This window comes from Mesorhizobium ciceri biovar biserrulae WSM1271 (assembly GCF_000185905.1).
In the GTDB taxonomy this organism is placed as follows: Bacteria; Pseudomonadota; Alphaproteobacteria; order Rhizobiales; family Rhizobiaceae; genus Mesorhizobium; species Mesorhizobium ciceri.
On the sequence record NC_014923.1, the window covers coordinates 5,467,696 to 5,493,510 of the forward strand.

The window sequence follows — 25,815 nt, forward strand, 5'->3', positions numbered from 1 at the left end:
GATTGACGACGCACGGACAGTTGTCCGTGCATCGTCACACGCGCCTTGGGAGGCTTAGTTCTCCGGTTGTCCGACGAGGGCAGCATTAAGGCCGACCTCGGGTGTCTGGTCCGAGAAGATCGAGGCAAACCAGCCCGGATTGGAGACCAGCGACGGCTTGAAGGCGTTGCAGCCGGCCTTCATCTCCGCCCATGTGCCTTCGTCGCACAGCTTGATCGTCTCATTGGTAACGACCGGCAGCGGCAGGATGGTGGTCTTGGGCACGTCCTTGCCTTCGATCGCCTCGACGGCAAGCTTCAGCGCCAGCGCACCCGAATAAGGCGGCGAGGCATAGGAAATGCGTTGTGCACCCGCCGGTGCATAAGGAGGAGCGGCACCTTCGACTTCGGTGCCCTCCGGCAGCATCTGGATGCGGCCGCCATTGGAACCTTCGCCGGCGCAAGGCAGGAGTTCGCTGGTCTTCTTGCCAGCCTCGAGCTGCATCGAGTTGGCGGTGAAGCAGCCGACCTGCATCCACAGTCCGTTGATGTCGTCCCAATTGCGGGTGGCCAGGATTTTCGAAAGTTCGGTGCGGGCGACCGCCTGGCTCCACATGCCGACAGCCTCGCCGACGATCTTGATATCAGGATACTTGGCGAAGACTTCCTTGGCGGCCTTTGTCCGCTGATCGTCAACGGATGTTCCCGGGACGCCCGTGATGGCGATGATGTTGCCCTTGCCGTTGAGCTTCTTGACCAGCCATTCGGCGGTCACCCTGCCCGCTTCCAGCTGGTCTATGTGGACGTTGTAGGCGCAAGGCTCGGTGATCTCGGCGTCGTACGCAAAGACCTTCACACCCTTGTCGCAGGCATTCTTGACGACCTGGTTGAGCGCGGTCGGCGAGATCGGATACACGACGATGGCTTCGGCGCCGCTTTGCACCATTGCGTTGATCTGCTGAATCTGGCGTTGCGCGTTGGGGCCAGCGACCTGGACCTGCAGGTCGACCTTGTCGGCCAGGCTCTTATGAGCGGCCATGGCCTTGACCATGTTGGCCGCCTCCGCCTGCCAATCATTGCCGATGTAGCTCATGCTGAGAAAGATCTTGTGCTTCTCGGCGGCCTGCGCGGCGGACAGGCCGAAGGCGCACGCAGCCATGCCGGCCAGCAGCGCGAGCCGCCGGACTTTCGATCCGATACCCATGTGGAACTCCTCCCAAACAGAACGACCGAATGCCTCCCAAGGGCACAAAACGTAAACCCTTGTCATTCGATGCCAGCGACCGTATCATGATTTGATCAAATATCAATGATGAAATCGTTTATATCAAAACCGGCCGTGTCAGCCGCTTGACGTGGCACCACGAACCTTGCATTCCGACACGACCACACAAGCAGGTGTCGCCCTCAGGCGGGAAGGTTGACAGGAGATGGCTGGATCGGCGTTCAGGAAGCCTGGTGTCGAGATCATTCCACTGTCCAAGGAAACTCTGCAGGACCGGGTCTACAATCAGGTCACCGAGTTGATCCTCGACGGCAGCATCGTGCCGGGCGAGATGGTCACGGTTCAGAGCCTCGCCGACGCCTTTGGCGTCAGTCCGATGCCGGTCAGGGAAGCGCTGCGGCGCCTGACGGCAGCCAACGCGCTGACGGTAGTATCCGGGCGCTCCATTGGTATTCCGGCGCTCAGCCGCGAGCGGCTCACCGATTTGCGAAATGTACGTTTTGAGATAGAGGCCATCGCCGCCGGCTGGGCCTCACAGAACCGCAGTGATGCGGATCTTGCGATTTTCGCGCGCGATCTGGACTCACTGGAACGCGCGAATGGCGCGGACGACGTAAAGGCCTATCTCAGGGCGAATTATACCTTCCACTTCGCAATCTACCGAGCAGCGGGATCCGAAACCCTGCTCAAGATCATCAAGGATCTATGGCTGCAGATCAGCCCCTATTTCAATATGCTGCATGGATCCTACTCGACCGCGAACACATACCATCAACAGATGTTTGCGGCCCTGCGCGACCGGGACGAGCAGGCAGTTCAGGCGGCGGTTCGCGGCGATATCGATGCGGCTTTCGACATGCTGGTCGATCTTTTGAAGTAGCGCCCGGCCCGACCTCCGACCCCTATCACATGCCTCCTATTTCTGGGGATGGCAGAGCAGCGCTCATGCGCACTCAGCGGGCAAGCGCGGGCTTCTTCTGGTGATCTAGAGGTCATATCCGAGCGCGCCATCCATGGTTCTCGTGCTTGAGCTTGCGAGGGCGGCAGCCGATGACGCGGCGAAGGACATGACCCGCGTCCTCATTGTCATTATCGGATTGCCAAAATCTGGTAGCGTGATTATACCAGTTGATCAGTTGACGACGGGCGATACCGTCCGCTGAGATCAGGAGTAGTGACCAAATGACAACGATTGCGCTGTTCGGTGCCGGTGGGAAAATGGGCTACCGCCTGTCGACCAATTTTCGCGGATCGCCCTACACGATACGCCATGTCGAGGTCAGCGATGCCGGCCGCGAACGGCTGAAGACCGGACTGGGTTTCGATACGGTCAGTGCCGACGAGGCGCTCAAGGACGCCGATGTGGTGATCCTGGCCGTTCCCGACACGCATATCGGCAAGGTGGCGAGCAGCATCGAGAGCAAGCTGGCGCCGGGCACCATGGTGGTGGTGCTCGACGCGGCGGCACCCTTCGCCGGCCATCTGCCGAATCGACCGGACCTCACCTATTTCGTCACCCACCCCTGCCATCCGCCGATCTTCAACGACGAAACAGACATGGCGGCAAAGAAGGACTATTTCGGCGGCGTCAAGGCCAAGCAGCATATGGTCAGCGCCTTGATGCAGGGGCCGGAAGAGGATTACGCCAAGGGCGAGGCGATCGCGAAGATCATCTGGGCGCCGGTCATGCGTTCGCACCGCGTCAGCGTCGAACAGATGGCGCTGCTGGAACCCGGGCTTTCGGAGACGGTGTGCGCCTCGTTGCTGGTGGTCATGAAGGAAGCCGTCGACGAGGTCGTGGCACGCGGCGTCGACCAGCAGGCGGCGCTCGACTTCCTGCTCGGCCATATGAACGTGCTGGGCGCCGTCATTTTCGGCGAGACCAAGGGCGTTTTCTCGGATGCCTGCAACAAGGCGATCGAGTTCGGCAAGCCGGTGCTGATGCGGGACGACTGGAAGCGCGTGTTCGAGCCGGAAGAGATCGCCGCCAGCATTCAGCGTATCACCTGAAGAGGAGAGGCGCTGCCGCAGCGCCGTGACGCGTCGCCGTACCGCTGCCGACGCTCGGCATCGTAGCTCATCAGGTACATATCACCTGAATTTGTGGTTGACTCATTATACCAGTTGGCTTAGCTGTTCATGGCTGGGATCGACAGGGTTTTCGCAGGAGTACGATGCCTGGGCGAGTGGAGGATGGCTGGGGAGCAACGATCCGTGGAGGGGAAGCCGGCAAACGGCTCTTTAGCCCAAAAGCGATCCGCCGCCCGCGCCGCCTGACGAATTCGGATGCCGACAGATGCTTTGGGTAACCAAGGCAATTTTTCAAACGGGAGGACTTCATGAAACTTACACGCAGAATGACGCTTGCGGCTTTCGCCGGCATGCTGGCGCTTGGCACGGCCGTGCCCGCCTATGCGGCGGATCTCATTGCCATCATCACGCCCTCGCACGACAATCCGTTCTTCAAGGCGGAAGCCGTCGGCGCCGAAGCCAAGGCCAAGGAACTCGGCTACGAGGCGCTGGTGCTGGTCCATGACGACGACGCCAACAAGCAGTCCGAGCTGATCGACACCGCGATCGGCCGCGGCGCCAAGGCGATCATCCTCGACAATGCCGGCGCCGACGCCACCGTCGCCGCGGTACAGAAGGCCAAGGACGCAGGCATTCCGTCCTTCCTGATCGACCGCGAGGTCAACGCCACCGGCGTCGCCGTCGCGCAGATCGTCTCCAACAACTACCAGGGCGCCCAGCTCGGCGCGCAGGAATTCGTCAAGCTGATGGGCGAGAAGGGCAATTTCGTCGAGCTGGTCGGCAAGGAATCCGACACCAATGCCGGCATTCGTTCCAAGGGTTATCACGACGTCATCGACGACTATCCGGACCTGAAGATGGTCGCCCAGCAGTCGGCCAACTGGAGCCAGACGGAAGCCTATTCCAAGATGGAATCGATCCTGCAGGCCAACCCCGACATCAAGGGCGTGATCTCCGGCAACGATACGATGGCGATGGGCGCCTATGCGGCACTTGCCGCGGCGAACCGCAAGGATGTCATCGTCGTCGGCTTCGACGGATCGAACGATGTTCGCGACTCCATCACCTCGGGCGGCATCAAGGCAACGGTGCTGCAGCCCGCCTTCGCGCAGGCGCAGATGGCGGTCGAGCAGGCCAACGACTTCATCAAGAACAAGAAGTCGCCGGCCAAGGAAAAGCAATTGATGGACTGCGTTCTGGTCAATGGCGACAATGCCGCCAAGCTGGAGACCTTCGCGCTGACGAACTGAGCCAGCGTGATTTGAATAGCGAGGGGCGAACCCAGGATCGCCCCTCGTTGCCATTTTCCGTGGGCCGCCCACGATGCTGAACGACAGGCCGCCATGCTGAACACCAAGCCGAACTGGCCGATCCTTACTGTGATGGTCGGCATCAGCCTGACCGGCTGCAAGATCCTGCCGACGAAATCGGACGACGGCAACAACGCTGCCACCTTCAATCCAGACCAGATGGTCGAAGAGATATGGGCGGCAAAGGTCGTGCCCTATCTCCAGCAGAAAGCCGGAGCGTTTGCGCAGGTTCACACCCTGGCGACAACCGACCCAGCGGCTGCCGGCGCCAAATACGGCAATCCGAACAAGCAGGCGAATTCGCCTTGGACTTTCGCGGTTCGGCTGGAAGGCAAGATTATCGCGGCCAACACACAGTCGCGTGCGGCAACGGTCGACGTCGATGTCGACGGCGACGGCAAAGCCGATGCACGGGTGCAGATCGGACCGGCGGTGCGCGGTACCGCGCTGCGCGACAGCCTGGACTTCATCCAGTTCAACGACTTCACCAACCAGATCGACTTCGCCCAGTTCGGCAAGGCGTTCAACGCTTATGCCGACAAGACGGTGCTGTCCAAGCTGCCGCGCGAGGCGCTGGAAGGCCGCAGCGCCAAGGTGCTCGGCGCCTATACGCTGGGGAGCGGCCAGGACCTGCCGCTGGTGACGCCGGCGGAGGCAGAGATCGGACCGAAGCCATGAGCGCGATCGCGGAGCGCGAAATCATCCTGAAGCTCGAGGACGTCTCCAAGGTCTATTCCGGCACCGTTGCGGTCAAGCGCGCCAATTTCGAGGTGCGCAAGGGCGCGGTCAACGTGCTGGTCGGCGAAAACGGCGCCGGCAAGTCGACGCTGATGAAGATCATCGCCGGCGTCGAACGGCCGACCGCCGGCCGCATCCTGCTGGAAGGCGAAGAGGTTTCCTTCTCGTCATCCGGTGATGCGGTGAACCGTGGCATCGGCATGGTGTTCCAGGAGCTGAACCTGTTCGGCAATATGAGCGTCGCCGAGAATATTTTCGCCACCCGGGAAATCACCAACCGCTTCGGCAAAATCGACCACGCGCAACAGGAAAACCGCGCTGCGGAATTTCTGGAACGCCTACAGGCCGGCATCCGGCCCGACATGTTGGTCGAGGATCTGCGCATCGGCCAGCAGCAGCTGGTCGAGATCGCCAAGGCGGTTTCGCTCGATGCACGCATCCTGATCATGGACGAGCCGACCTCGGCGCTGAGTGCAGCGGAAGTCGAGATCCTGTTCAAGGTGATCGCCGACCTCAAGGCGCGCGGCGTGGCCATCGTCTACATTTCGCACCGGCTCGAAGAGCTGATCCGCATCGGCGACTACATCACCGTGCTGCGTGACGGCCGCATCACCGGCCAGGAAGAGATGAAGAACGTCGACACGCAGTGGATCGTTCGCCAGATGATCGGCTCCGACGCCAAGGACTTCGCCAAGGCCGACGGCCATCTTCCGGGCGAAGAGATTTTTCGTGCCGAGGAGATCTGCCTGCCTCGTGCCACCGGCGGACTTGCCGTCGACCATGTCTCGTTGTCGCTGCGTGCCGGCGAGATCCTCGGCATATACGGCTTGATGGGCGCCGGGCGCAGCGAACTGTTCGACTGCATCATGGGCCGCCACGGCCATTCGACCGGCGACATCTTCATTGGCGGTAGAAAGGTCAAGGAGCGCGATACGACGCGGCGCATCCGGCGCGGGCTAGCGCTAATCCCCGAGGATCGCCAGCGCGAAGGGCTTGTCTCGATCCTTTCGGTCGCCAGCAATTTGACGCTGGCCAGCCTGTCGCGCTTTGCCCGCCTGTTCCACATCCGTGGCGCCGACGAAAGGCAGGCGGTGACGCAGGTGGTGCGGGAGTTGGCGATCAGGGTCGCCGACCCGGCGCAAGAGGTGTCGTCGCTGTCGGGCGGCAACCAGCAGAAGGTGGTGATCGGCAAGGCGCTGCTCACCGGGCCCAAGGTGCTGTTGATGGACGAGCCCAGCCGAGGCATCGATGTCGGCGCCAAGGCCGACGTCTTCCGCACGATGCGCAAACTGTCCCGCGACGGTTTGGGGATTTTGTTCGCCACCTCCGATCTCGATGAGGTGATGGCGCTGTCGGACCGCATCGCAGTGATGAGCAATGGAAAACTGACCGGCATGTTCGACCGCACTGAGGCGACGGAGGCGGCACTCGTCGCCGCATCGGCGCTTGGCCACGGACCAGCCCCACATACGGAGAGCACCGCCCATGCCTGACATCCCAGCCAAAGCGGCCGCTCCCTCCGCTTCCAGCGGCTCGGTGCTGCTGACAGTTATGAAGCTCAGGACCTTCATTGCGCTGATCGCCGTGCTGATCTTCTTCTCGATCGCGGCGCCGAATTTCCTGTCGACCGCCAATCTGATCCTGATGTCGAAGCACGTGGCGCTGAATGCGTTCCTGGCGATGGGCATGACCTTCGTCATTATCACCGGCGGCATCGACCTTTCGGTCGGTTCGATCGTCGGCCTGTGCGGTATGGTGGCCGGGTATCTCGTGCTCAACGGCATCGACCTGCAGATCGGCTACACCATCTATTTCAACGTCTTTGAGATCGCGCTGATCACGCTTGCCGTCGGCATATTGATCGGCGCCGTCAACGGCTTGCTGATCACCAGGCTAAACGTCGCGCCGTTCATCGCCACGCTCGGCGTGCTCTATGTCGCGCGCGGCCTGGCGCTGCTGTCGTCGGATGGCCGCACCTTTCCCAACCTCGTCGGCAAGCCGGAGCTTGGCACCACCGGCTTCGGCTTCCTCGGGGCCGGTCGGCTGCTTGGCCTGCCGGTGGCGATCTGGATCCTCATCGTCGTTGCATTGGGAGCCGCCTATCTCGCCAAGTACACGCCACTCGGTCGCCATATCTTCGCCGTCGGCGGCAATGAACGGGCGTCGCGGATTTCGGGCGTCCGGGTCAACATGGTCAAGATGTTCGTCTATATGTTCTCCGGTTTCTGCGCGGCGATCGTCGGCCTGATCATCTCGTCCGAGTTGATGGCCTCGCATCCGGCGACGGGCGAAAGCTTCGAGCTCAACGCCATTGCGGCGGCGGTGCTTGGCGGCACTTCGATGTCGGGCGGCCGCGGTACGATCGGCGGCACCATCGTGGGCGCCTTCGTCATCGGCATTCTTTCGGACGGGTTGGTGATGATGGGCGTGAGTTCGTTCTGGCAGATGGTGATCAAGGGCCTCGTCATCATCGTCGCTGTCGTCGTCGACCAGGCACAGCGCCGGCTTCAGCAACGTGTCACCTTGATGCAGATGGCAAAGGCAGGCTGAGCATGGCGGAACTGCGGGGAGCGCTGATCGGCTGCGGCTTCTTTGCCGTCAACCAGATGCATGCCTGGCGCGACATAGCGGGTGCCTCGATCATCGCCATCTGCGACCGTGACCCGGAACGGTTGCGGATCGTCGGTGACCAGTTCGGCATTGCGAAGCGCTATACCGATGCGGCGGAACTATTTGCCGGCGAAAGCCTGGACTTCGTCGATATCGCCACCACCGCGCCCAGCCATCGTCCGCTTGTCGAAATGGCGGCCGCCCACCGCGTTCCGGTGATCTGCCAAAAGCCGTTCGCGCCGACGCTTGCCGACGCAAAGGCGATGGTCAAGGCATGCGCGGAAGCCGGCGTTCCGCTGATGGTGCATGAGAATTTTCGCTGGCAGTCACCTATCCAGGCGGTGCGGACCGTGCTCGATAGCGGCGAGATCGGCACGCCCTTCTTCGGGCGTATCTCCTTCCGCTCGGCCTATGACGTGTTTTCCGGTCAGCCCTATCTGGCAACGGGAAAGCGCTTCATCATCGAGGACCTCGGTATCCATATCCTCGATATCGCCCGTTTCCTGCTCGGCGACGTCTCGACCATCACGACACGAATCGCCCGCATCAATCCCGCCATTGCCGGCGAGGATGTGGCGACCATGCTGATGGACCACAAGAGCGGCGCAACCTCCGTGGTCGACTGCAGCTACGCGACGAAGCTCGCCACCGAGCCGTTTCCCGAAACGCTGATCGAGATCGATGGCAGCGACGGCACGATCCGGCTGGCGCAGGGATACCGGCTGACCGTCACCGGCAAGAGCGGCACGGCCGTCACCGACGTCTCGCCGCCGCTGCTGGCCTGGGCGTCGCGGCCCTGGCACAACATCCAGGAAAGCGTCGTCGCCATCCAGCAGCACTGGGTCGACTGCCTGGCAAAGGGCGTACAACCGGCGACCTCGGGCGCGGACAATCTCAAGACGTTCGCGCTGGTCGAGGCCGCCTATGCTGGGGCCGCGAGCCGGCAACCGGTGCAACTCGACGCCTCGCTGAAATGACCGCCGATACCTTCCTCCTTTACGGCACGCGCGTGGTCGAGGCCGAGCCGGTCAGGCTCAGCGCAGGCTCGCTCAGCGCCGACTTCGTCAACGGCAATCTGCGCACCATCCGCCATGGCGGCACCGAAGTGCTGCGCGCCATCGCCTATATCGTGCGTGACCGCGACTGGGGCACCTATGAGCCAAATTTGACGGACCTGGTGATCGAGCAGGGTGCCGACGCTTTTTCGGTCAGCTATTCGGCAAGCTGCCTGGCCCCCGATGGAAACCGGCTCGGCTTCCGCGCCACCATCAAAGGCTCTGCCGACGGCCGTCTGGTCTTCGACGTCAGCGCCCTTCCCGAAAACGATTTCGAAACCAACCGCTGCGGCTTCTGTATCCTGCACCCGATCGCCGACCTCGCCGGTAGCCCGGTCATGGTCGAGCACACAGACGGCAGCGTGGTGGCGACGAAACTTCCCCAGCTGATCGACCCCTGGCAGCCTTTCAAGGATATCCGCGCCATCTCCCATCAGGTTCGGCCTGGTGTCACCGCTGAGTGCCGGATGGAAGGCGATACTTTCGAAATGGAGGACCAGCGCAACTGGTCGGACGCCTCCTACAAGACCTATGTGCGGCCGCTGGTGCTGCCGTGGCCGTATGTGCTGCCTGCCGGCCAGCCCCTGAGCCAGACGATCAACCTGCGCATCGCAGGTGAAGGCAAAGCGCCGGCTGCCGCAGTGGCCAGCGAACCGGTCAGGGTCGAACTCGGCGAGGCGGGAGCAAGGCTGCCCGATGTCGGCGTGATCATCTATCCCGAGGATGTCGAGACGGCGCTGGCGAACCTCTCCACGCTGGCGGCACTCGGCCCACAACAGCTGCTGTTTCACTACGATCCGACGCGCGGCCACGGCCTCGATGCCTTGCGCGCTTTCGCCCGGCTCGCAACTGCCTACGCAGCCGAAACAACCCTCGAATGCATAGTTGCCTGCGCTGGCGATCTTGACGCCGAGCTGTCCGGCGTCGCCGACCTGGTTCGCCGGGCCGGGCTGAAACTCTCGGCCATTGCCGTGTCGCCGTCGGTCGATCGGCAGTCGACGCCGCCGGGCAGCGCGTGGCCGGAATGCCCGCCGCTCGACGACGTTTATGCGGCAGCGCGGCGGGCATTCCCCTATATCCGCCTCGGCGGCGGCATGTTCAGCTATTTCACCGAGCTCAACCGCAAGCGCGTGCCGGCAGACCAGCTCGATTTCGTCACCCACTGCACTTGCCCGATCGTGCATGCCGCCGACGATCTCAGCATCATGCAGTCGCTGGAGGCGCTGCCTTTCATCACCCAATCGGCACGGGCGATCTTCGGGGCAAAACCCTACCGGATCGGACCATCGACGATTGCCATGCGGCAGAACCCTTATGGCGGAGCGACCAAACCCAATCCCGGGGGACAGCGCATTGCCATGGCCGACAGCGATCCGCGCCATGCCGGCCAGTTCGCGGCGGCTTGGACGATCGGCTATGCCGCGCGCGTCGCAGCCGCTGGGCTGGAACAGCTCACGCTCTCCAGCTTCACCGGACCGTTCGGCGTGCTGGCGTCATCCGGAGAACCCGTCGCGGAAGGATCGCCCCGGCCGCTCTTCAGAGCCATCAAGGGGCTTTGCGAACTGGCCGGCCTTGCGCATGTGGCGGCAGGGACGAGCGATGAGACCAAGGTGCTGGCGCTGGCTGGACGCTCGGCCTCGGGCGACACTGTCGTGTGGCTGGCGAACCTGACGGCGGACGACGTGCAGGTCGACATTTCAGCTTTTGGCCGAGGCCATCTCGTGATGACGCCTTACGAGATCCTCCGGATCGACTGACGTTATTTTTCGGAGTTCATCACATAGAGCGCGCGCGAGCGTTCTAGATGCTTGATCATCGCCTTCTCGGCGCCGTCTGCATCCTTCAGTTCAATGCGGCCTATGATCTCTTCGTGCTCGGTGAGCGTGAACTTTTCCTTGCCGGTCCAGATCAGCATTTCGGTGTGGTATTCCTTCAGCCAGCCGAGCATCGCCTCGCTGACGGCGACATAGATCGGGTTGCCGGAGATCGCGGCGATCTGTGTATGGAACTTCATGTCGGCGGAGATGAAGGCTTCGGAAGCGCCGCGAAAGCCGCGCTGTTCGGCAACGGTGGCCCGCAGCCGCAGCACATCCTCGGCGGTGGCCTTTTCGGCGGCTTCCCTGACCATACCACGCTCGAAGAAGATGCGCGCGGTCTTCAGGTGCTCCAGCGTGTCTTTCGATGACGACAGGATGATCTTGGCGGCGCCGTCGACCTGCTTGATGATCGACTTGGCGGTGAGTTGCAGCACCTTGGCGCGTTCGCCATGCGAGATCGCAACCAGCCCCATATTGCTCAGCGCCTGCATCGCCTCGCGGATCGCGGGGCGGCCGACCTCGAAGCGCTCCATCAGCTCGCGCTCCGAGGGCATGTCGTCGCCTGGCATCAGCTCGCCGCTGGTGATCAGCCGCTTCAGCCGCAAGAAGACCTCATCGGAAAGCTTGCGCCGGACAATCGGTTCCGAACGGTTCATCGCCGCGAATCACTCCCTTGACCCGGCCCTATCTAACACTGCCGCCACAATTCCCGGAATTGCCGTCTGTCGATCCCGCTGCCGGATATGACTTGCAATACTTATGTACTCATTATACCAGATTTGAAACACCAGTGAACCTTTTTCGAACGCCTCGGCTTGAGACAGCGGACCATGATCACCCTCACCTACCGCATCGAAACGCCTGGAAGCATCGAAGCGCTGGCGGCCAAGATCGCCAGCGATCAGTCGACCGGCACCTTCGTAGCGCTGCCCGGCGAGACCGAGGAACTGAAGGCCCGGGTGGCGGCACGTGTGCTGGCGATTCGGCCTCTGCCCGATGCCGAGCGGCCGTCGCTTCCAAATGACGGTAAGGGGCCGTTCAGGCGCGCCGATGTCGACATCGCCTTTCCGTTCGATGCCATCGGCACCGACCTTTCGGCGCTGATGACGATTGCCATCGGCGGCACCTATTCGATCAAGGGCCTTACCGGGATTCGCGTCGTCGACATGAAATTGCCGGAGGAGTATCGCGGGGCACATCCCGGCCCACAGTTCGGTGTCGCCGGCAGCCGCCGGCTGACCAATGTGACTGACCGCCCGATCATCGGCACGATCGTCAAGCCGGCGCTAGGATTGCGGCCGCACGAGACGGCGGCAATGGTGGCGGAACTGATCGCCGCCGGCGTCGACTTCATCAAGGATGACGAGAAGCTGATGAGCCCGGCCTATTCGCCCCTGTCGGAACGGGTGAAGGCAATCATGCCGCTGATCCTCGATCACGAGCAGAAGACCGGCAAGAAGGTCATGTATGCCTTCGGCATTTCGCACGCCGATCCGGACGAGATGATGCGCAACCACGATCTGGTGGCGAAGGCCGGCGGCAATTGTGCTGTTATCAACATCAATTCGATCGGCTTTGGCGGCATGGCATTCCTGAGAAAACGCTCCGGCCTGGTGCTGCATGCTCATCGCAACGGCTGGGACATCCTCACCCGTCACCCCGGCCTCGGCATGGACTTCAAGGTCTGGCAGCAATTCTGGCGACTGCTCGGCGTCGACCAGTTCCAGATCAACGGCATCGCCTCGAAATACTGGGAGCCGGATGACTCTTTCGTCGAATCCTTCAAGGCGGTGACGACGCCGATCTTTTCGCCTGGGGACTGCGCATTACCGGTGGCAGGTTCCGGCCAGTGGGGCGGTCAGGCGCCCGAGACATATGCACGGACCGGCCGGACCGTGGATCTTCTCTATCTCTGCGGCGGCGGCATCGTCAGCCATCCGGACGGACCGGGCGCCGGCGTACGTGCCGTGCAGCAAGCCTGGCAAGCGGCGGTCGACGGCATTCCGCTGGCCGACTTCGCCTTGAACCATCCCGAACTGGCGCGGTCGATCGAAAAATTCGGCGACGGCAAGGCAGCCTGAGACGATGCAGGACCTGCTTCTCAGCTATTATGGCGACGACCTGACCGGCTCGACCGATGTCATGGAGGCGCTCGAGCTCGGTGGCGTGCCGACCGTGCTGTTCATGCGCCAGCCGGACGCGGCCCTGCTGTCCCGGTTTGGCCGTTGCCGGGCGATAGGGCTGGCCGGCACCAGCCGCAGTGAGACGCCGCAATGGATGGACACGCATCTGCGCGATGCCTTCGCCTGGCTGAAGACGCTTAACGCCGAGATTTGCCACTACAAGGTCTGCTCGACCTTCGATTCCAGCCCGACGATCGGCAGCATCGGCCGAGCCATCGAGGTCGGCCGCTCGGTGTTCGCGCAGGATAGCGTGCCACTGCTGGTCGGCGCGCCGCAGCTCAAGCGCTATACCGCTTTCGGCCATCTGTTCGCGGCCTATCGCGACCAATATTTCCGCATTGATCGCCACCCGGTGATGAGCCGTCACCCGACGACGCCAATGGATGAGTCCGATCTGCTGATCCATCTGTCGCGGCAGACGGCGCTGAGCTCCGGGCTGGTCGATCTTGCGACGCTGCAGTCGGCATCGCGGTCGGCGGCGTTCGATCGCCTGACCGGAAACGGCACCCCCATCGTGCTTGTCGATGTCGACAATCTGGAAACGCAGGCCCTTGCCGGCAAGGAGCTATGGCGCGTTCGCAAGCCCGGCGGTTCTTTTGTCGTCGGCTCATCCGGGATCGAGTATGCATTGCTGGCCGAATGGGCGTCGAATGGCATCGTCAGCGCCGGACATGGCTTCACGCTACCGGGCGCAGCCGAGCGGATAGCCGTCGTGTCGGGCAGTTGCTCGCCGACCACCGAACGACAGATCCGGCATGCCCTGACCGACGGTTTCGACGGCATCGAGGTCGATCCGGTCGAACTGGTTTCGGAGGCCTCGCAGCAGGCGATCACGCGCGCAACGGCAAGCGGCCGTGCCAGTCTGCAAGCCGGGCGCAGCGTCATCCTCTACACCGCGCTTGGCCCCACTGCCGACAGGGGCGCCGAAATCGACCGGGAGGAAGGCGCCCGCCACAGGCTTGGCCGCGGCCTCGGAGAAATCCTTCGCAACCTGACGGTGGAACAGAGCCTGCGTCGCGTGGTCATTGCAGGCGGCGACACGTCGAGCCACGCACTCGGCGAGATGGGCGTCGATGCCCTGACAATTCGCATGCCGCTGCCCGCTTCGCCGGGTTCCCCGCTTTGCGTTGCCCATTCGCGCGTCAAGGCGATCGACGGACTGGAGGTCGCGCTCAAGGGCGGCCAGGTCGGGACCGATCGCTATTTCTCAGCCATCCGCGACGGCCTCGGCGGTTGAAACAGCCAGCGCCTGCGTCCAGGTGTTGGCCGGTGGGAACATCTCAGCGCGCGAAATACGCCTTGCCGGGTGGAAATCCCGGTAACACCCGGTATTATCTGCGAAAATACCGAAATCGGGAGGATGCCGGGTGCAGACCAAGAAGATCATCAACGATGGCAACCGCGCCGTCGACGAGATGCTGGAAGGCATCCTGGCAGCGCATCCCCGCCATCTCAAAAGCGTGGACGGCAGTCCACGCTCCATCGTCGCCCGCGACGGGCCGCGCCAGGGCAAGGTGGGCCTGGTCATCGGCGGCGGCTCGGGCCACGAGCCGAGCTTTCTCGGCTTCGTCGGCAAGGGCTTGGCTGACGCTGCGGCCATCGGCAATGTCTTTGCCTCGCCGCCTCCAGATCCGATCCTCGAATGCGCCAAGGCGGTCAGCGGCGGCGCCGGCGTGCTGTTCATGTACGGCAATTATGCCGGCGACGTGATGAATTTCGACATGGCGGCCGAGATGGCGGCGATGGACGACATCGAGGTGCGCACGGTGCTGAGCACCGACGACGTCGCCTCGGCACCGCGCGACCAGCGGCACAAGAGGCGCGGCGTCGCCGGCAATTTCTTCATCTTCAAGGCGGCCGGCGCCGCCTGCGACCGGATGTTGTCGTTCGACGAATGCGAGCGCATCGCCGGCAAGGCCAACGACCACACCTTCACCATGGGCGTGGCGCTGTCGCCCTGTTCGCTGCCGCAGACCCGCCGGCCGAATTTCGAGATCGGGCCGGACGAGATGGAGATCGGCATGGGCATCCACGGCGAGCCCGGCATCGCACGCGAAAAGTTGAAAACAGCCGATGAGATCACCAACGAGATGCTGGACAGGATCCTCGACGAGATGGCGCCGGCGCGCGGCGACAAGGTCGCGGTGCTCGTCAATTCGCTGGGCTCAACGCCGCTGATGGAACTCTACATCATGAACCGGCGCGTGAAGCAGAGGCTCGATGAGATCGGTGTGTCCATCCACGCAAGCTGGGTCGGCAATTACTGCACCTCGCTCGAAATGGCCGGGGCCTCGATCACGCTGCATCGGCTGGACGGCGAGTTGCAGACGATGCTGGACCACCCCTGCGACTGCGCCATGTTTCGCGCCGGCTAAACCCACTCTGTGGCAAGGACTAAGACATGACGACAATCGATACTGCCCGCCTTGTCACGATGTTCGCAGCGATCGCAAACTCCATGTCAGCAGACAGGGACAGGCTGTGCGCGCTTGACGGGGTTATCGGTGACGCCGACCACGGCATCGCGATGGAGCTTGGATTTTCCGCTGCGCGCGATGCGGTGGCCGGACTGGACACCGCGGCGACCGATCCGACCACCTTGCTGAACACGGCGGCAAAGTCGTTCCTGAATGCGGTCGGCGCCTCCTCCGGTCCGCTCTATGCGACCGCGCTCATGCGCGCCGCGGCAGCCGTCAAGGGCAAGACGGCGCTCGACGACGCGGATGTGGTCGCCCTGTTCCAGGCCATGGCCAAGGGCATTCAGGATCGCGGCAAGGCAGAGCTTGGCGAAAAGACGATGATCGATGCATGGGCGCCGGCGGGGCAAGCGGCGGGCGAAGCGCTGGCCTCAGGCAAGGATCTGGCCGCCAGTCTCAAGGCCGCCGCCCAGGCTGCAAAGGCAGGCGCGGAAGCGACCAAGTCGATGGTCGCCACCAAGGGCCGGGCATCGCGCCTCGGCGAACGCTCGCTTGGCCACATGGACCCGGGCGCCGCCTCCGCCGTGACCGTGATCGAGGCGATGCGGGTCGCCCTAACCGACTGATCAGCAGCGCACTGCCGCGTCTTTCAGCGCTTGGCGTCGAGCTTGTCGATGGCCTGCACGTTTGTGGCGGAGGGGCCATTCGGATCAAACTCGGAGGCAAGCCATGCGTCGGCGATCGATTTCGCCAGTTCGGGACCGATGACGCGGGCGCCCATGGTGATGATCTGGGCGTTGTTGGACTTGGCGGCGCGCTCCGCGGAATAGGTATCGTGGGTCAACGCGGCGCGAATGCCCGGCACCTTGTTGGCAGAGATGCTGACGCCGATGCCGGTGCCACAAAACAGGATGGCCCGGTCGTAGTTGCCGTCGAGAATTTCGTGGCCGACCGAGGCGGCGATATCGGCGTAGAAGCCGGCCTGGCTGAGGTCGACGACCTGCAACTCCGGCTTGGTGGCGAGATGCTTGGCGATGACATCGAGCAGCGGCTTGCCGGCGCTGTCGGCTCCGAGTGCGATCTTCATGATGATGAACTCCTTTGCTTTTGTCTCTGTCTCTTTGATTTGACGCAATTCCGGACGGAAAACCGCTTCACACTTTCCCGGAATTGCTCGCGCGGTTAGCGCGCGATGGCGGCCGACGCCTTTTTCAGAATGTCGATATAGCCTTCCGCTTGCCACGCCGAGCGGCCGATGAACAGGCCATCAATATGCGGCTGGCCGATAAGTTCGGCCGCGTTGCCGGGGTTGACGCTGCCGCCGTAAAGCACAGGCGGGGCAGCCGGCAGCCGGTCAGCGGCTACCTGCTTGATCAGCGCTTGCTGCTTGTCGGCATAGTCGGCGCTTGCGGGAATGCCCTTCTCCCCGATCGCCCAGACAGGCTCGTAGGCAAAGAGGATTTCCGCCTTCGGTTGATCGCCGCTCAGCTCCTGCAGCGCACCGAGAACCTGTGCCGTCAGCACCGCCTCGGCGCGGCCTGATTCACGCTCGTCCAGCGTCTCGCCGACGCAGATCAGTGGCACAAAACCGTGCCTGACAGCAGCCGCCGTTTTCAGTCCGACAGTCGCATCCGTCTCGCCGAAATGCTCGCGGCGCTCGCTATGGCCGAGTTCGATTACATCCAGCCCGCAGTCTTTCAACATCACTGGCGAAATCTCTCCCGTCCAGGCACCGGCATCGGCCCAATGCATGTTCTGGGCACCTACCTTCACGCGGGTGTTGGCCAGTGCCGCCTTGACCTGGCGCGCGGCGGTGAACGGCGGAATGACGAAAGGCTGTATCGCCTGATCGAAACCAGGCACGAAGGCGGCCAACGCATCGGCGAACAGCAACGCCTCGGCAAGCGTCTTGTTCATCTTCCAGCTCGTGCCGACCCAATATGGGGCCATTGTTTTTCTCCTTCGATACTTTTGCGGCCGAAGCCGGCTTCCGGGCGACGTATTCGCTCAAGTCCGAGGCTTGAGACTGTCGCGGCCACTGTCGACGTAAGGCGCCCAGAAATCCACCGACTCGCGGATCATCTCGATAACCTGATGGTCGACTGGTTCCCTCTCCCTGAAGGAAAGTTCAAGGCAAATTTCATTGTCGGTTCCACCACCCTGCCGAACCGCGTCCAGCAACTTCTGCGGCACTATGCGGCCATCCTTGTTGTAGGCGGCGGTAAACGGCCAATGGCCGCCCTTGTTCATGGAAGACTGCTTGATGTGGATGATCGGAGATTGCAATGGAAACGCTTTCGCCCAGGCGTAGGGGTCGGTGTCGGCAGGGTTGGGTGAGGTCACGTCGCCATGGTCGATATCGACCATCATCTTCATCGGTATGGGCAGCTTCGCTGCGTCGATGGCGCCTTGCAGCGTGACGCAGCTTTCGATCGTGTGGCCGAACTCGCGGCCGACCGACATCGGCTCCCAGAACAGGTATGTCAGCCCCGCCGCCCTGGCGTGTTCGGCAACCTCGCGCCAGCATTCGAGCGCGATATCGAGAAGTGCTGCCCGCCGTTGCGGATCGTCAAAGTCCTTGTAGGTGAAGATGGCGAACTGCGTGCCCATGCCTGGCGCGCCGAGTTCGGCGGAAATGTCGGCGAAGGTCTTGAACCAGTCGACATAGTAGCGCCGGACGTCGGCGTCCGGGTGGCCGAAATGGTTGAGCCGGCCATAAGGTCCGGTCATGCCGGAGGTGATCCTGACACCGGTCCGCGAAAGCGCGCTGTTGAACAGGCGCAGGAATTTGGCAATCGTGGCCGCCGGCCAGCCCGGATTGACGAATTCATGCGTCAACTGCACGTCGCGAATGCCAATGCCATAAGCAATCGCGTCGATCAAATCGTCTGGATCGGCGAAGCGATTGACCAGAGGATTGGTGTTGAGGGAAAGCGTGAAGGCCATCAGTCCGCCGTCGCCATGATGTTACCGAACCAATCTTCGAATGCTTTCCGCTCGGCCGCATTGATATGCAGGCCATGCTTTGTGCGGCGTTCCAGTATATCGGCTGATGTGCCAGCCCATTCGGTCTCGACCAGGAACTTTGCCTCCCGTTCATACAGATCGGGACCGAAGCGTCGGCCGAGATCAGCCTCGCTTTGCGCGCCGGCGAGCAATTGCCTGGCGCGGGTGCCGTAGCTTCGAGCGTAGTGCTTCACCAACGACGGGCTGAGCCATGAAAATTCGACATGCAGATCGCTCAGAAACTGCTCGAAGTCCGCATTGGGCAGGTCGCCCCCCGGCAAGGGAACTTTGGCCGTCCAGGCTTTCTTCATCGTCGGAAAGAATGGCTGGATCTTTTCCAGCGCGTGTTCCGACAGCTTGCGGAAGGTGGTGATCTTGCCGCCGAACACCGAAAGCAGCGGTGCGTTGCCGTTGGAGGCGTCGAGTTCGAAAATATAGTCGCGCGTCACCGCGCTTGGATTGTCGGCATTGTCGTCATAGAGCGGACGCACACCGGAGAAGCTGTAGACCACGTCCTGTGGCGTCAGCTGCCGCTTGAAATAGCGATTGACCACCCTGATCAGGTAGTCGACTTCGCTGGCCTCGGCGACCACTTCCTCGGGCCTGCCTTCGTAGGGAATGTCGGTCGTGCCGATCAGCGCCAGATCGTTCTCGTACGGGTTGACGAAGATCACCCGCTTGTCGTTGTTCTGGATGAGATAGGCCTGCCGCCCCTCCCAGAATTTGGGCACGACGATATGGCTGCCTTTTACAAGCCGGACATTGCGCGTCGAATTCTGCCCGGCGACGCGGCTGACAATGTCGTTGACCCAGGGACCTGCTGCGTTGATCAGAGCGCGCGCGCGGACTTTCGTGACGGCGCCCGTGCGGCCATCCTGCATGTCGATCGACCACAGTCCGCCTTCACGGCGCGCCGCGACACAGGCGGTGCGCGTGAGCACTCTGGCGCCTCGCTGCCTTGCATCGAGCGCATTGAGCAGCACCAGGCGCGCATCGTCGACCCAGCAGTCGGAATATTCGAAACCGCGCTTGAATTCGTCCTTGATCGGCGCGCCTTCAGGCGAGGTCCTCAGGTTCAGCGTTCTTGTCCCAGGCAGCCGTTTGCGGCCGCCAAGGTGGTCGTAGAGAAACAGCCCGAGCCGGACCAGCCATGCCGGCCTATCCTGCGGGCTATGCGGTAGAACGAAGCGCATCGGCCAGATGATGTGCGGCGCCGCCTCGAGCAGCACCTCGCGTTCGATCAGCGCTTCGCGAACCAGCCTGAATTCATAATATTCGAGGTAGCGCAGGCCGCCATGCACCAGCTTGCCGGAGCGCGAACTGGTGCCTTGCGCGAGATCGTCTTTTTCGCACAGGATGACGGACAGGCCACGACCTGCAGCATCACGCGCTATGCCGGCTCCATTGACGCCGCCGCCGATCACGAAGAGATCGACGACATCTGTTGTATTGCTCAAGATCTTGCTCCTGTGCGGTGCGCCATGCCCTTCCACACCGGCCGAAGCGCCTGGCGCGCCGCAACGAAGGAAGGGAAGAGCGCATCGTATGTTTGCGAAAGCGCCTCGTCATAGGCATCGCAGTCGCCGAGAAGCGGCGTCACCCATTCGGCGGCGCAGTCTTCCATGGAGCCGTAGACGCCGAGCCCGACCGCGGCCATCATCGCGGCACCCGCCGCGCCGGCTTCCTGGCGGCTGCTGGTGCGCACCTGCGCCCTTGTCGCCGCCGCGACGATGCGGCGTAGAGACGGACTGCGCGCTGCGCCGCCCGACAGGCGGATCTCACTCGGCACGGCGCCCATCGCCTGGTAGCAATCGCGAGCGGCGAAGGCCAACCCCTCGAGCACGCCGCGTGCCAGATCGCCAAAGCCATGCTTGACCGAAAGGCCGATGAAGCCGGCGCGTGCGTCAGGGTCGACGAACGGCCCTCTTTCGCCGGCTAGCGATATGTAAGGCTGGTAGATCAGCGATCCCGGCTCCGATGCTTCCATCCAAGCGTCGAGCGCCTTCAGCAACTCGTCATGAGAAGGTTTGCCGCCAGCCGTGGCGAGCACGTCGCGCGCAAGGCCAAGCACCCAGTCTATGTTGAGCGTCGCCGCCATGTTGGATTGCAATTGTGCAAAGGCGCCCGGAATAGGCATGGCGATCGTGTAGCCGGAGCCATCTGCGTTCAGCACGACATCGTCGGGAGTGGCTGCGAAGCGCGTGTGTATGCCGGTCGAGCCGATGACCGTGCAGCCGACATTGCCCGAGGGATCATAGAGGCCGGCTCCGAGCGCCGTCATGACCATGTCGACGTAGCCCAGCACCACCGGCGTGCCTTCGAGCAGGCCGGTCTCCGCCGCCGCCGATCGCGATAGCGGATGATGGTCGGTGCTGCCTTCGAGCATGGGAGGCAACAGGCGGCGATGCGTCGTCAGATCCAGGATGTCGAGGGCTTCGTCGGAATAGGTGCGCGACCGAAAATCGCCGAAGGTGAAGGTTCCCTCGGAGGGATCGGTGGCGCGTTCGCCCGTCATCTTGAAGTAGAGCCAATCCTTGCAATGCAGTGCGGTGGCCGCCCGCTCCAGCATGTCGGGATGGTTCTTTTTCATGAAGGCAAGCTGGGCGCCTTGCTGGCAGGAATTCAGCCCCGTGCCGGTCAGTTCGAACCGCCTGCGATCCCGGGGATCGGCGCGCATCTCGTCCACCAAATGTCCGGCGCGGGCATCGAGCCACAGCCAGGCGCGCGAGACAGGCATGCCGTCGCTATCGATCAGCCAGGTTCCGTCGCCTTGCCCGGTGATGGCCACCGCCGCGATTCGTTGCGCGAGGTCGGGAATCTTGGCCGCGAGATCGCGAACGGTCCGCGCCATGTCGCGCCAGGTCTGGTCGAGGTCCTGCTCGGCGCCGCCGCCTTCCAGCGTGACGAAGCTATTGGGCACCGACGTCATGGCGAGCTGCCGCCCGGACAGATCGAAAGCGATCGATTTGATCACCGACGTTCCCGCGTCGATGCCGATCAGCAGGTCTTTCATGCCGCAAATTCCGATTGGTTGCGAAGGCAGTTCACGAGGGCAGTCATTTCGTAGAAGAGGCAGGGGGTGTCCGCAAGGACACCCCCTGTGCAGGTATTACTCAGACAGCACGAAGGGTGCGGTGTACTTGTCGACATTGTCCTTGGTGATGAGAAGGCAATCGAACAGCTGCTTCTCGGTCGCCGCACCGGTGGCACCCGTCTTGATAAACGAGTCCGCCTGCTGCACGGCCTTGGCCGAGAAGATGGCGACCGGCTGAAGCACGGTGTACTGCAGTTCACCGGACTTGATCGCCGCAACCGCGTCCGGGGAGCCGTCGAAGCCACCGACCTTGATGCCGGCGAGCTTGCCAGCTTCCTTCAGCGCCGCAACCGCGCCGAGAGCCATTTCGTCATTGCCGCTGATCACGGCGATGATGTCGGGATTGGCTTGCAGCATGCTCTGCATCTTGTCGTGGCCCTGGGTACGATCCCAGTTGGCGACCTGCGAAGCAGCCTTTTCGAGATCCGGGTACTGGCTCAGCACAGTCGCGTACCCGTTCGAGCGCGTGGCGGCATTGTTGTCCGACGGGGCGCCGAGCAGTTCGACATATTTGCCCTTTTCACCGACGGCCTGCACCCACTGCTGGGCACCGAGAGCAGCGCCCTGCGCGTTGTTGGAAACGAGCTGCCCCTTGGCGAGGCCTTCCTGGTTGATCTCGGCATTGACGAGGAACACCGGGATGTTGGCTGCAATCGCCTTCTTCACCGCACCGACAGAGCCGTCGGCGTTGGCCGGATCGAGAATGATCGCCACCGACTTGTTGGTGATGGCGGTGTCGATCAAATTGCTTTCCGTATTGGTATCGCCCTTGTGGGCGCCGACATTGGCCGTATAGCCAAGCTTCTCGGCCTCGGCCTTGGCGACGTTGCCCTCGGTCAGCCAGTAGGGATTGGCCGGATCGTTGACGATGATCGAGATCAGGCCCGCGGCTGACGCGGCGGCCGTGAACCCAACGACCATCGCGGCCGCGAGCAGACTTTTCAGCATGGTTTTCATGTACATTCCTCCAATGATTACGCGTGTTGCTGCCAGTTCACCTGGCAGTCTTCCCTTGGGCAGGATTGGCCGGTTCGGCCTTCCCCCGTTTCTGAGAAGTCGGTTGGCCACCTGTCGCGCTTGGGAGCTTGCTGCGGCGGCGATACTGAACGGCATTGAGGAGCACGGCGAGCACGATGACCGCGCCGGTGAACACTGTCTGCCAGTAGGATGAGATGCCGATGATCACCAGACCGTCGGACAGGAAGCCGATGACGAAGGCCCCGAGCAGGGTTCCGCGGATGTTGCCGCGGCCGCCGGTCAGTGCCGCGCCGCCGATGACGACGGCCGCAATGGCCGTCAGTTCGTAGGTGGTGCCGGCGGTCGGTCCAGCCGACGTCAACTGCGAGGACAGGATCAGGCCGGCAATGGCGGCACAGATGCCTGACAGCACATAGACGGAAATCTGCACTGTCTTGACCGGAACGCCGGAGAGTTCGGCCGCGCGTTCATTACCGCCCGAGGCGTAGAGCCAGCGCCCGAAAGCGGTGCGGTTCAGGACGATGCTGCCAATGAGCGCGATGACCACGAGAACCACGACGCCCGTCGGCACGCCGAACAAGCGGTTGAAGCCAAGCGCATCGAAGCCGGTGTTTCCGAGCTCCGGCTTGCCGCCGAGATTGTTGTAGGTCAGGCCGCTGGTCATCAGCAGCGCCAGGCCGCGCGCCATGTACATGACGCCGAGCGTGGCCACGAACGCCGGAACCTTGAAGCGCGCGATGAGCACGCCGTTGATCAGCCCGACGACGGCGCCCAGCATGCAGGCCAGCACCGCGACCACCCACACCGGCGGATAGAGAACGACGCCCAGCCAGCTCAGCGTCACCCCTTGCATCAGGAAGCCGGCAACGACGCCGGCCAAGCCCAGCGTCGACCCCACCGACAGATCGATGCCGCCATTGAGGATGACAAGCAGCATGCCGATCGCGAGGATGCCGAAGATGGCGACATGCGAGGCCATGGTCAGGAAGTTCGCCACTGAGAGGTAGTAGGGCGACAGGATCGAAAAGACGACGATGATGACGATCAGGGCAAAGAAAGCGCGGCCCTCGAGCAGCAGCTTGGCGAGATCGAAGCCTTCGCTCGCGCTTGGACTGGACTGTTTTCTGGCCTGGCTGACATCGGTCATGGTGTGGGCTCCGAAATTCCTGGTGATCAGGCGACCACGGCTTCGCCCGAGGCGGCCATGATCTGCTCTTTGGTGGCATTGGCGCCGAATTCGGCTGAAATCCTGCCGCGGCGCATGACGACGATGCGGTGGGCAATGCTGAGGCATTCGTTGACCTCAGAGGTCGAGAAGACGACGGCAAGGCCCTGCGCAGCGCGTTCGCTCAGCAAGCGGAAGACTTCGGCCTTGGCGCCGACATCGATGCCGCGGCTCGGCTCGTCGAGAAGGATAACCTTGGGATTGGTCGTCAGCATCTTGCCAATGACCACCTTCTGCTGATTGCCGCCCGACAGCGATCCGATCATGGCATTGCCGCCAGCGGTCTTGACGGTCACCTTGCGGATCGAGTCTTCGACCAGCTCTCGCTCTCTGGAACGAGACAGAAACAGGCCCCTGGCGAACGCTTCGATGCTGGCGAGCGAAAGATTACGACCGACGGTCATCGTTTGCACCAGCCCGTCGCGCTGCCGGTCCTCGGGGACCAGCACAAGCCCTCTGGAGATACGCTGGGCAATGCTCAGCCCCGAGACGTCCTCGCCTTCCAGCAGCGCCCGCCCGCCCGCCATCGGCACTCGTCCGGCGACGGCCTCCAGCAATTCCGTGCGCCCGGCACCCATCAGCCCGTAGATGCAGACGATCTCGCCTGCTCGCACGTCCAGCGACAGGTGATCCACGACGGAATAACCTGAGCCCGAAGTGTCGACGACGCTGACATCCTCGATCGATAGGGCGACTTCGCCGAATTCATGGCCGGTCGGCGGCGAGCCGAGATCGAAATTCTCGCCGACCATGTTGCGCACGATCCATTCGAGATCGATATCCCGGGCTTCGGCCGTCGCGGTAATCGCGCCATCGCGCAGGACAACGGCATAGTCGGTGATCTGCAGCGCCTCTTCGAGGTGATGCGATATGTAGACGATGGAGACGCCGCGGCTGGTCAGATCGCGGATCACCTTGAACAGAACTTCCACCTCGGTTGCGCTGAGCGCGGAGGTCGGCTCGTCCATGATGAGGATGCGCGAATCGACCGACAGTGCCCGGGCGATCTCGACGATCTGCTGTTGGCCGAGGCGCAGATCCTCGACCAGGGTCATCGGATCGATGTCCTCTTCGAGATCAGCCATCAGAGCGCGCGCCTGGCGTTGCTCCTCGGCGAAGTCGAGGCCGGTCCTGGTGCGCAGTTCGCGGCCCATGAAGATGTTGTCGCGAACGCTGAGGTTGGGCGCCAGGCTGAGTTCCTGGTGGATGATCGAGATGCCGCGATCGCGCGCGTCCGAGGACGAAGAAAAGCTGACGAGATTGCCGTCGAGCACGATGTCGCCGGATGTCGGCGTGACCACGCCGGAGAGGATCTTCATCAGCGTCGACTTGCCGGCGCCATTCTCTCCGAACAGCGTGGTGACCTTGCCGCGATGGATGTCGAAATTGACGCCCTTGAGCGCGTGGACGCCGCCATACGACATGACGATGTTGCGCGCCGAAAGCACGGCGTCGCCAGTCGCGGGTCCGGTGTCGGCAGCCGGTTTCATTTGACGTCCAGCCTCACGGGGGTGACGAGCCAGCTCTTCGGGTTGACCAGCTTGAATGCGCCGACCACCGATATGGTCTTGCCGGTCAAGGTGCTCGTATCGACCTTGGCCAGGACTTCCTTCTTCATCTCATTGTTCAGCGCCGAACCGGCGTCCTGGTACTCAATCTGGTTGGTGAACTGGCCGAATGTGATCTTGCCCGTGGCGTCACGCAGTTCCGTCCCGTTGATCGCCGGTCCCGTCTGCACGCGGATCATCAACGTATCTGGCACGCCGTCGACGGCGACCTTGTAGATGCCAGATTTTCCTTCGCCGACGACGCCGGTGAACTTGACTGAAATGACCGGTCCGACGCCCGCAGGCACACCGTATTCCTTTTCCGCCGTTGCCCTGTCCTTGGCAATCGCCGTCGCCACCGTCACCGCGTCGGCGGCTCGTGCCTCGACATCGGCCTGCACCTTGGGAAATTCCGACTTGCCGTAGTCAGCGGCGGAAAACACGGCGCTGCGAACGTCGCCTGCCGACCCTATCCTGACCACCTTGGTATCGAGCGCCATGGCGCCGAGCAGGACGACAACCGCGGCGCTGGCAAGTGCCCGACGCAGGGCGGGCGAGGCAGGCCTGGTCGATGCGGTGGCGGCTTTCGCGCTCATGACGC

At 62.8% G+C, this 25,815-nt stretch carries 23 protein-coding genes; 12 read left to right on the plus strand and 11 right to left on the minus strand.

All coding sequences use genetic code 11. The annotated features are described in order from the left end of the window. Positions 1-54: 54 nt before the first annotated feature. Positions 55-1,182 carry a sugar ABC transporter substrate-binding protein gene (locus MESCI_RS26565; RefSeq protein WP_013533052.1) on the minus strand — a complete coding sequence of 376 codons (1,128 nt, stop codon included), beginning with the start codon at positions 1,180-1,182 and terminating at the stop codon, positions 55-57. 226 nt (positions 1,183-1,408) lie between these two features. On the opposite strand from MESCI_RS26565, the gene MESCI_RS26570 reads away from it, so the two are divergent. From MESCI_RS26570 to apnL, 8 genes are all read left to right on the plus strand, one after another. Continuing rightward, positions 1,409-2,083: a GntR family transcriptional regulator gene (locus MESCI_RS26570; protein ID WP_013533053.1), complete on the plus strand. Its 675-nt coding sequence runs from the start codon at positions 1,409-1,411 to the stop codon at positions 2,081-2,083. A 302-nt stretch (positions 2,084-2,385) separates the two neighbouring features. Next, entirely contained in the window at positions 2,386-3,213 is an 828-nt protein-coding gene (locus MESCI_RS26575) for a phosphogluconate dehydrogenase C-terminal domain-containing protein (RefSeq protein WP_013533055.1), read from the plus strand. A 329-nt stretch (positions 3,214-3,542) separates the two neighbouring features. Further along, the gene (locus MESCI_RS26580) at positions 3,543-4,484 is read left to right on the plus strand and encodes a D-ribose ABC transporter substrate-binding protein (protein ID WP_013533056.1); all 942 of its coding nucleotides are present in this window, start codon (positions 3,543-3,545) and stop codon (positions 4,482-4,484) included. Positions 4,485-4,577: 93 nt separating this feature from the next. Beyond that, complete coding sequence (locus MESCI_RS26585) at positions 4,578-5,222, plus strand: DUF2291 family protein (RefSeq protein ID WP_013533057.1); 645 nt, start codon at positions 4,578-4,580, stop codon at positions 5,220-5,222. Further along, a complete protein-coding gene (locus tag MESCI_RS26590; protein ID WP_013533058.1) occupies positions 5,219-6,775 on the plus strand; it encodes a sugar ABC transporter ATP-binding protein in 1,557 nt (518 codons plus the stop codon). The genes MESCI_RS26585 and MESCI_RS26590 overlap by 4 nt, the downstream gene beginning before the upstream one ends. Continuing rightward, positions 6,768-7,832 carry an ABC transporter permease gene (locus MESCI_RS26595; RefSeq protein WP_013533059.1) on the plus strand — a complete coding sequence of 355 codons (1,065 nt, stop codon included), beginning with the start codon at positions 6,768-6,770 and terminating at the stop codon, positions 7,830-7,832. Before MESCI_RS26590 ends, MESCI_RS26595 begins: the two co-directional genes overlap by 8 nt. Before the next feature lie 2 nt (positions 7,833-7,834). Continuing rightward, positions 7,835-8,869, plus strand: coding sequence for a Gfo/Idh/MocA family protein (locus MESCI_RS26600; protein ID WP_013533060.1), 1,035 nt, complete (start codon positions 7,835-7,837; stop codon positions 8,867-8,869). Continuing rightward, the gene (gene apnL, locus MESCI_RS26605) at positions 8,866-10,704 is read left to right on the plus strand and encodes a D-apionate lactonase (protein ID WP_013533061.1); all 1,839 of its coding nucleotides are present in this window, start codon (positions 8,866-8,868) and stop codon (positions 10,702-10,704) included. Before MESCI_RS26600 ends, apnL begins: the two co-directional genes overlap by 4 nt. 2 nt (positions 10,705-10,706) lie before the next feature. On the opposite strand, the gene MESCI_RS26610 is transcribed toward apnL, so the two are convergent. Beyond that, the gene (locus MESCI_RS26610) at positions 10,707-11,420 is read right to left on the minus strand and encodes a transcriptional regulator NanR (protein WP_013533062.1); all 714 of its coding nucleotides are present in this window, start codon (positions 11,418-11,420) and stop codon (positions 10,707-10,709) included. 174 nt (positions 11,421-11,594) lie between these two features. Between MESCI_RS26610 and oiaX the strand changes: the two genes are divergently transcribed. From oiaX to dhaL, 4 genes are all read left to right on the plus strand, one after another. Then, positions 11,595-12,845, plus strand: coding sequence for a 3-oxo-isoapionate-4-phosphate decarboxylase OiaX (gene oiaX / locus MESCI_RS26615; RefSeq protein ID WP_013533063.1), 1,251 nt, complete (start codon positions 11,595-11,597; stop codon positions 12,843-12,845). Positions 12,846-12,849: 4 nt separating this feature from the next. Next, the gene (locus tag MESCI_RS26620; RefSeq protein WP_013533064.1) at positions 12,850-14,184 is read left to right on the plus strand and encodes a four-carbon acid sugar kinase family protein; all 1,335 of its coding nucleotides are present in this window, start codon (positions 12,850-12,852) and stop codon (positions 14,182-14,184) included. A 130-nt stretch (positions 14,185-14,314) separates the two neighbouring features. Continuing rightward, complete coding sequence (locus tag MESCI_RS26625) at positions 14,315-15,322, plus strand: dihydroxyacetone kinase subunit DhaK (protein WP_013533065.1); 1,008 nt, start codon at positions 14,315-14,317, stop codon at positions 15,320-15,322. 26 nt (positions 15,323-15,348) lie between these two features. After that, positions 15,349-15,990 (plus strand): dihydroxyacetone kinase subunit DhaL, encoded by a 642-nt coding sequence (gene dhaL / locus MESCI_RS26630; protein ID WP_013533066.1) that lies wholly within the window; start codon positions 15,349-15,351, stop codon positions 15,988-15,990. 23 nt (positions 15,991-16,013) lie between these two features. Here dhaL and derI read toward each other — a convergent pair whose 3' ends face one another. The 9 genes from derI to MESCI_RS26675 form a co-directional block, all read right to left on the minus strand. After that, complete coding sequence (gene derI, locus MESCI_RS26635; RefSeq protein ID WP_013533067.1) at positions 16,014-16,451, minus strand: D-erythrulose-4-phosphate isomerase; 438 nt, start codon at positions 16,449-16,451, stop codon at positions 16,014-16,016. 95 nt (positions 16,452-16,546) lie between these two features. Beyond that, the gene (locus MESCI_RS26640) at positions 16,547-17,314 is read right to left on the minus strand and encodes a triose-phosphate isomerase (RefSeq protein WP_013533068.1); all 768 of its coding nucleotides are present in this window, start codon (positions 17,312-17,314) and stop codon (positions 16,547-16,549) included. Between the two features lie 57 nt (positions 17,315-17,371). Next, the gene (locus tag MESCI_RS26645) at positions 17,372-18,310 is read right to left on the minus strand and encodes a sugar phosphate isomerase/epimerase family protein (protein WP_013533069.1); all 939 of its coding nucleotides are present in this window, start codon (positions 18,308-18,310) and stop codon (positions 17,372-17,374) included. Then, positions 18,310-19,827 carry a glycerol-3-phosphate dehydrogenase gene (locus MESCI_RS26650; RefSeq protein WP_013533070.1) on the minus strand — a complete coding sequence of 506 codons (1,518 nt, stop codon included), beginning with the start codon at positions 19,825-19,827 and terminating at the stop codon, positions 18,310-18,312. Before MESCI_RS26650 ends, MESCI_RS26645 begins: the two co-directional genes overlap by 1 nt. After that, positions 19,824-21,383, minus strand: coding sequence for an FGGY-family carbohydrate kinase (locus tag MESCI_RS26655; protein ID WP_013533071.1), 1,560 nt, complete (start codon positions 21,381-21,383; stop codon positions 19,824-19,826). The genes MESCI_RS26650 and MESCI_RS26655 overlap by 4 nt, the downstream gene beginning before the upstream one ends. Positions 21,384-21,479: 96 nt before the next feature. Then, entirely contained in the window at positions 21,480-22,421 is a 942-nt protein-coding gene (locus MESCI_RS26660) for a D-ribose ABC transporter substrate-binding protein (RefSeq protein ID WP_013533072.1), read from the minus strand. A gap of 37 nt (positions 22,422-22,458) precedes the next feature. Further along, complete coding sequence (locus MESCI_RS26665; protein ID WP_013533073.1) at positions 22,459-23,589, minus strand: ABC transporter permease; 1,131 nt, start codon at positions 23,587-23,589, stop codon at positions 22,459-22,461. A gap of 26 nt (positions 23,590-23,615) precedes the next feature. Further along, positions 23,616-25,157, minus strand: a complete 1,542-nt coding sequence (locus MESCI_RS26670) for a sugar ABC transporter ATP-binding protein (RefSeq protein WP_013533074.1) — start codon at positions 25,155-25,157, stop codon at positions 23,616-23,618. Further along, the gene (locus MESCI_RS26675; protein ID WP_013533075.1) at positions 25,154-25,810 is read right to left on the minus strand and encodes a DUF2291 family protein; all 657 of its coding nucleotides are present in this window, start codon (positions 25,808-25,810) and stop codon (positions 25,154-25,156) included. The genes MESCI_RS26670 and MESCI_RS26675 overlap by 4 nt, the downstream gene beginning before the upstream one ends. Positions 25,811-25,815: the final 5 nt, after the last annotated feature.

Excerpts from the sequence above, each read along its gene's own strand:
- MESCI_RS26565 (WP_013533052.1), bottom strand. The coding sequence starts at position 1,182 with ATGGGTATCGGATCGAAAGTCCGGCGGCTCGCGCTGCTGGCCGGCATG.
- MESCI_RS26570 (WP_013533053.1), top strand. The coding sequence starts at position 1,409 with ATGGCTGGATCGGCGTTCAGGAAGCCTGGTGTCGAGATCATTCCACTG.
- MESCI_RS26575 (WP_013533055.1), top strand. The coding sequence starts at position 2,386 with ATGACAACGATTGCGCTGTTCGGTGCCGGTGGGAAAATGGGCTACCGC.
- MESCI_RS26580 (WP_013533056.1), top strand. The coding sequence starts at position 3,543 with ATGAAACTTACACGCAGAATGACGCTTGCGGCTTTCGCCGGCATGCTG.
- MESCI_RS26585 (WP_013533057.1), top strand. The coding sequence starts at position 4,578 with ATGCTGAACACCAAGCCGAACTGGCCGATCCTTACTGTGATGGTCGGC.
- MESCI_RS26590 (WP_013533058.1), top strand. The coding sequence starts at position 5,219 with ATGAGCGCGATCGCGGAGCGCGAAATCATCCTGAAGCTCGAGGACGTC.
- MESCI_RS26595 (WP_013533059.1), top strand. The coding sequence starts at position 6,768 with ATGCCTGACATCCCAGCCAAAGCGGCCGCTCCCTCCGCTTCCAGCGGC.
- MESCI_RS26600 (WP_013533060.1), top strand. The coding sequence starts at position 7,835 with ATGGCGGAACTGCGGGGAGCGCTGATCGGCTGCGGCTTCTTTGCCGTC.
- apnL (WP_013533061.1), top strand. The coding sequence starts at position 8,866 with ATGACCGCCGATACCTTCCTCCTTTACGGCACGCGCGTGGTCGAGGCC.
- MESCI_RS26610 (WP_013533062.1), bottom strand. The coding sequence starts at position 11,420 with ATGAACCGTTCGGAACCGATTGTCCGGCGCAAGCTTTCCGATGAGGTC.
- oiaX (WP_013533063.1), top strand. The coding sequence starts at position 11,595 with ATGATCACCCTCACCTACCGCATCGAAACGCCTGGAAGCATCGAAGCG.
- MESCI_RS26620 (WP_013533064.1), top strand. The coding sequence starts at position 12,850 with ATGCAGGACCTGCTTCTCAGCTATTATGGCGACGACCTGACCGGCTCG.
- dhaL (WP_013533066.1), top strand. The coding sequence starts at position 15,349 with ATGACGACAATCGATACTGCCCGCCTTGTCACGATGTTCGCAGCGATC.
- derI (WP_013533067.1), bottom strand. The coding sequence starts at position 16,451 with ATGAAGATCGCACTCGGAGCCGACAGCGCCGGCAAGCCGCTGCTCGAT.
- MESCI_RS26640 (WP_013533068.1), bottom strand. The coding sequence starts at position 17,314 with ATGGCCCCATATTGGGTCGGCACGAGCTGGAAGATGAACAAGACGCTT.
- MESCI_RS26645 (WP_013533069.1), bottom strand. The coding sequence starts at position 18,310 with ATGGCCTTCACGCTTTCCCTCAACACCAATCCTCTGGTCAATCGCTTC.
- MESCI_RS26655 (WP_013533071.1), bottom strand. The coding sequence starts at position 21,383 with ATGAAAGACCTGCTGATCGGCATCGACGCGGGAACGTCGGTGATCAAA.
- MESCI_RS26660 (WP_013533072.1), bottom strand. The coding sequence starts at position 22,421 with ATGAAAACCATGCTGAAAAGTCTGCTCGCGGCCGCGATGGTCGTTGGG.
- MESCI_RS26665 (WP_013533073.1), bottom strand. The coding sequence starts at position 23,589 with ATGACCGATGTCAGCCAGGCCAGAAAACAGTCCAGTCCAAGCGCGAGC.
- MESCI_RS26670 (WP_013533074.1), bottom strand. The coding sequence starts at position 25,157 with ATGAAACCGGCTGCCGACACCGGACCCGCGACTGGCGACGCCGTGCTT.
- MESCI_RS26675 (WP_013533075.1), bottom strand. The coding sequence starts at position 25,810 with ATGAGCGCGAAAGCCGCCACCGCATCGACCAGGCCTGCCTCGCCCGCC.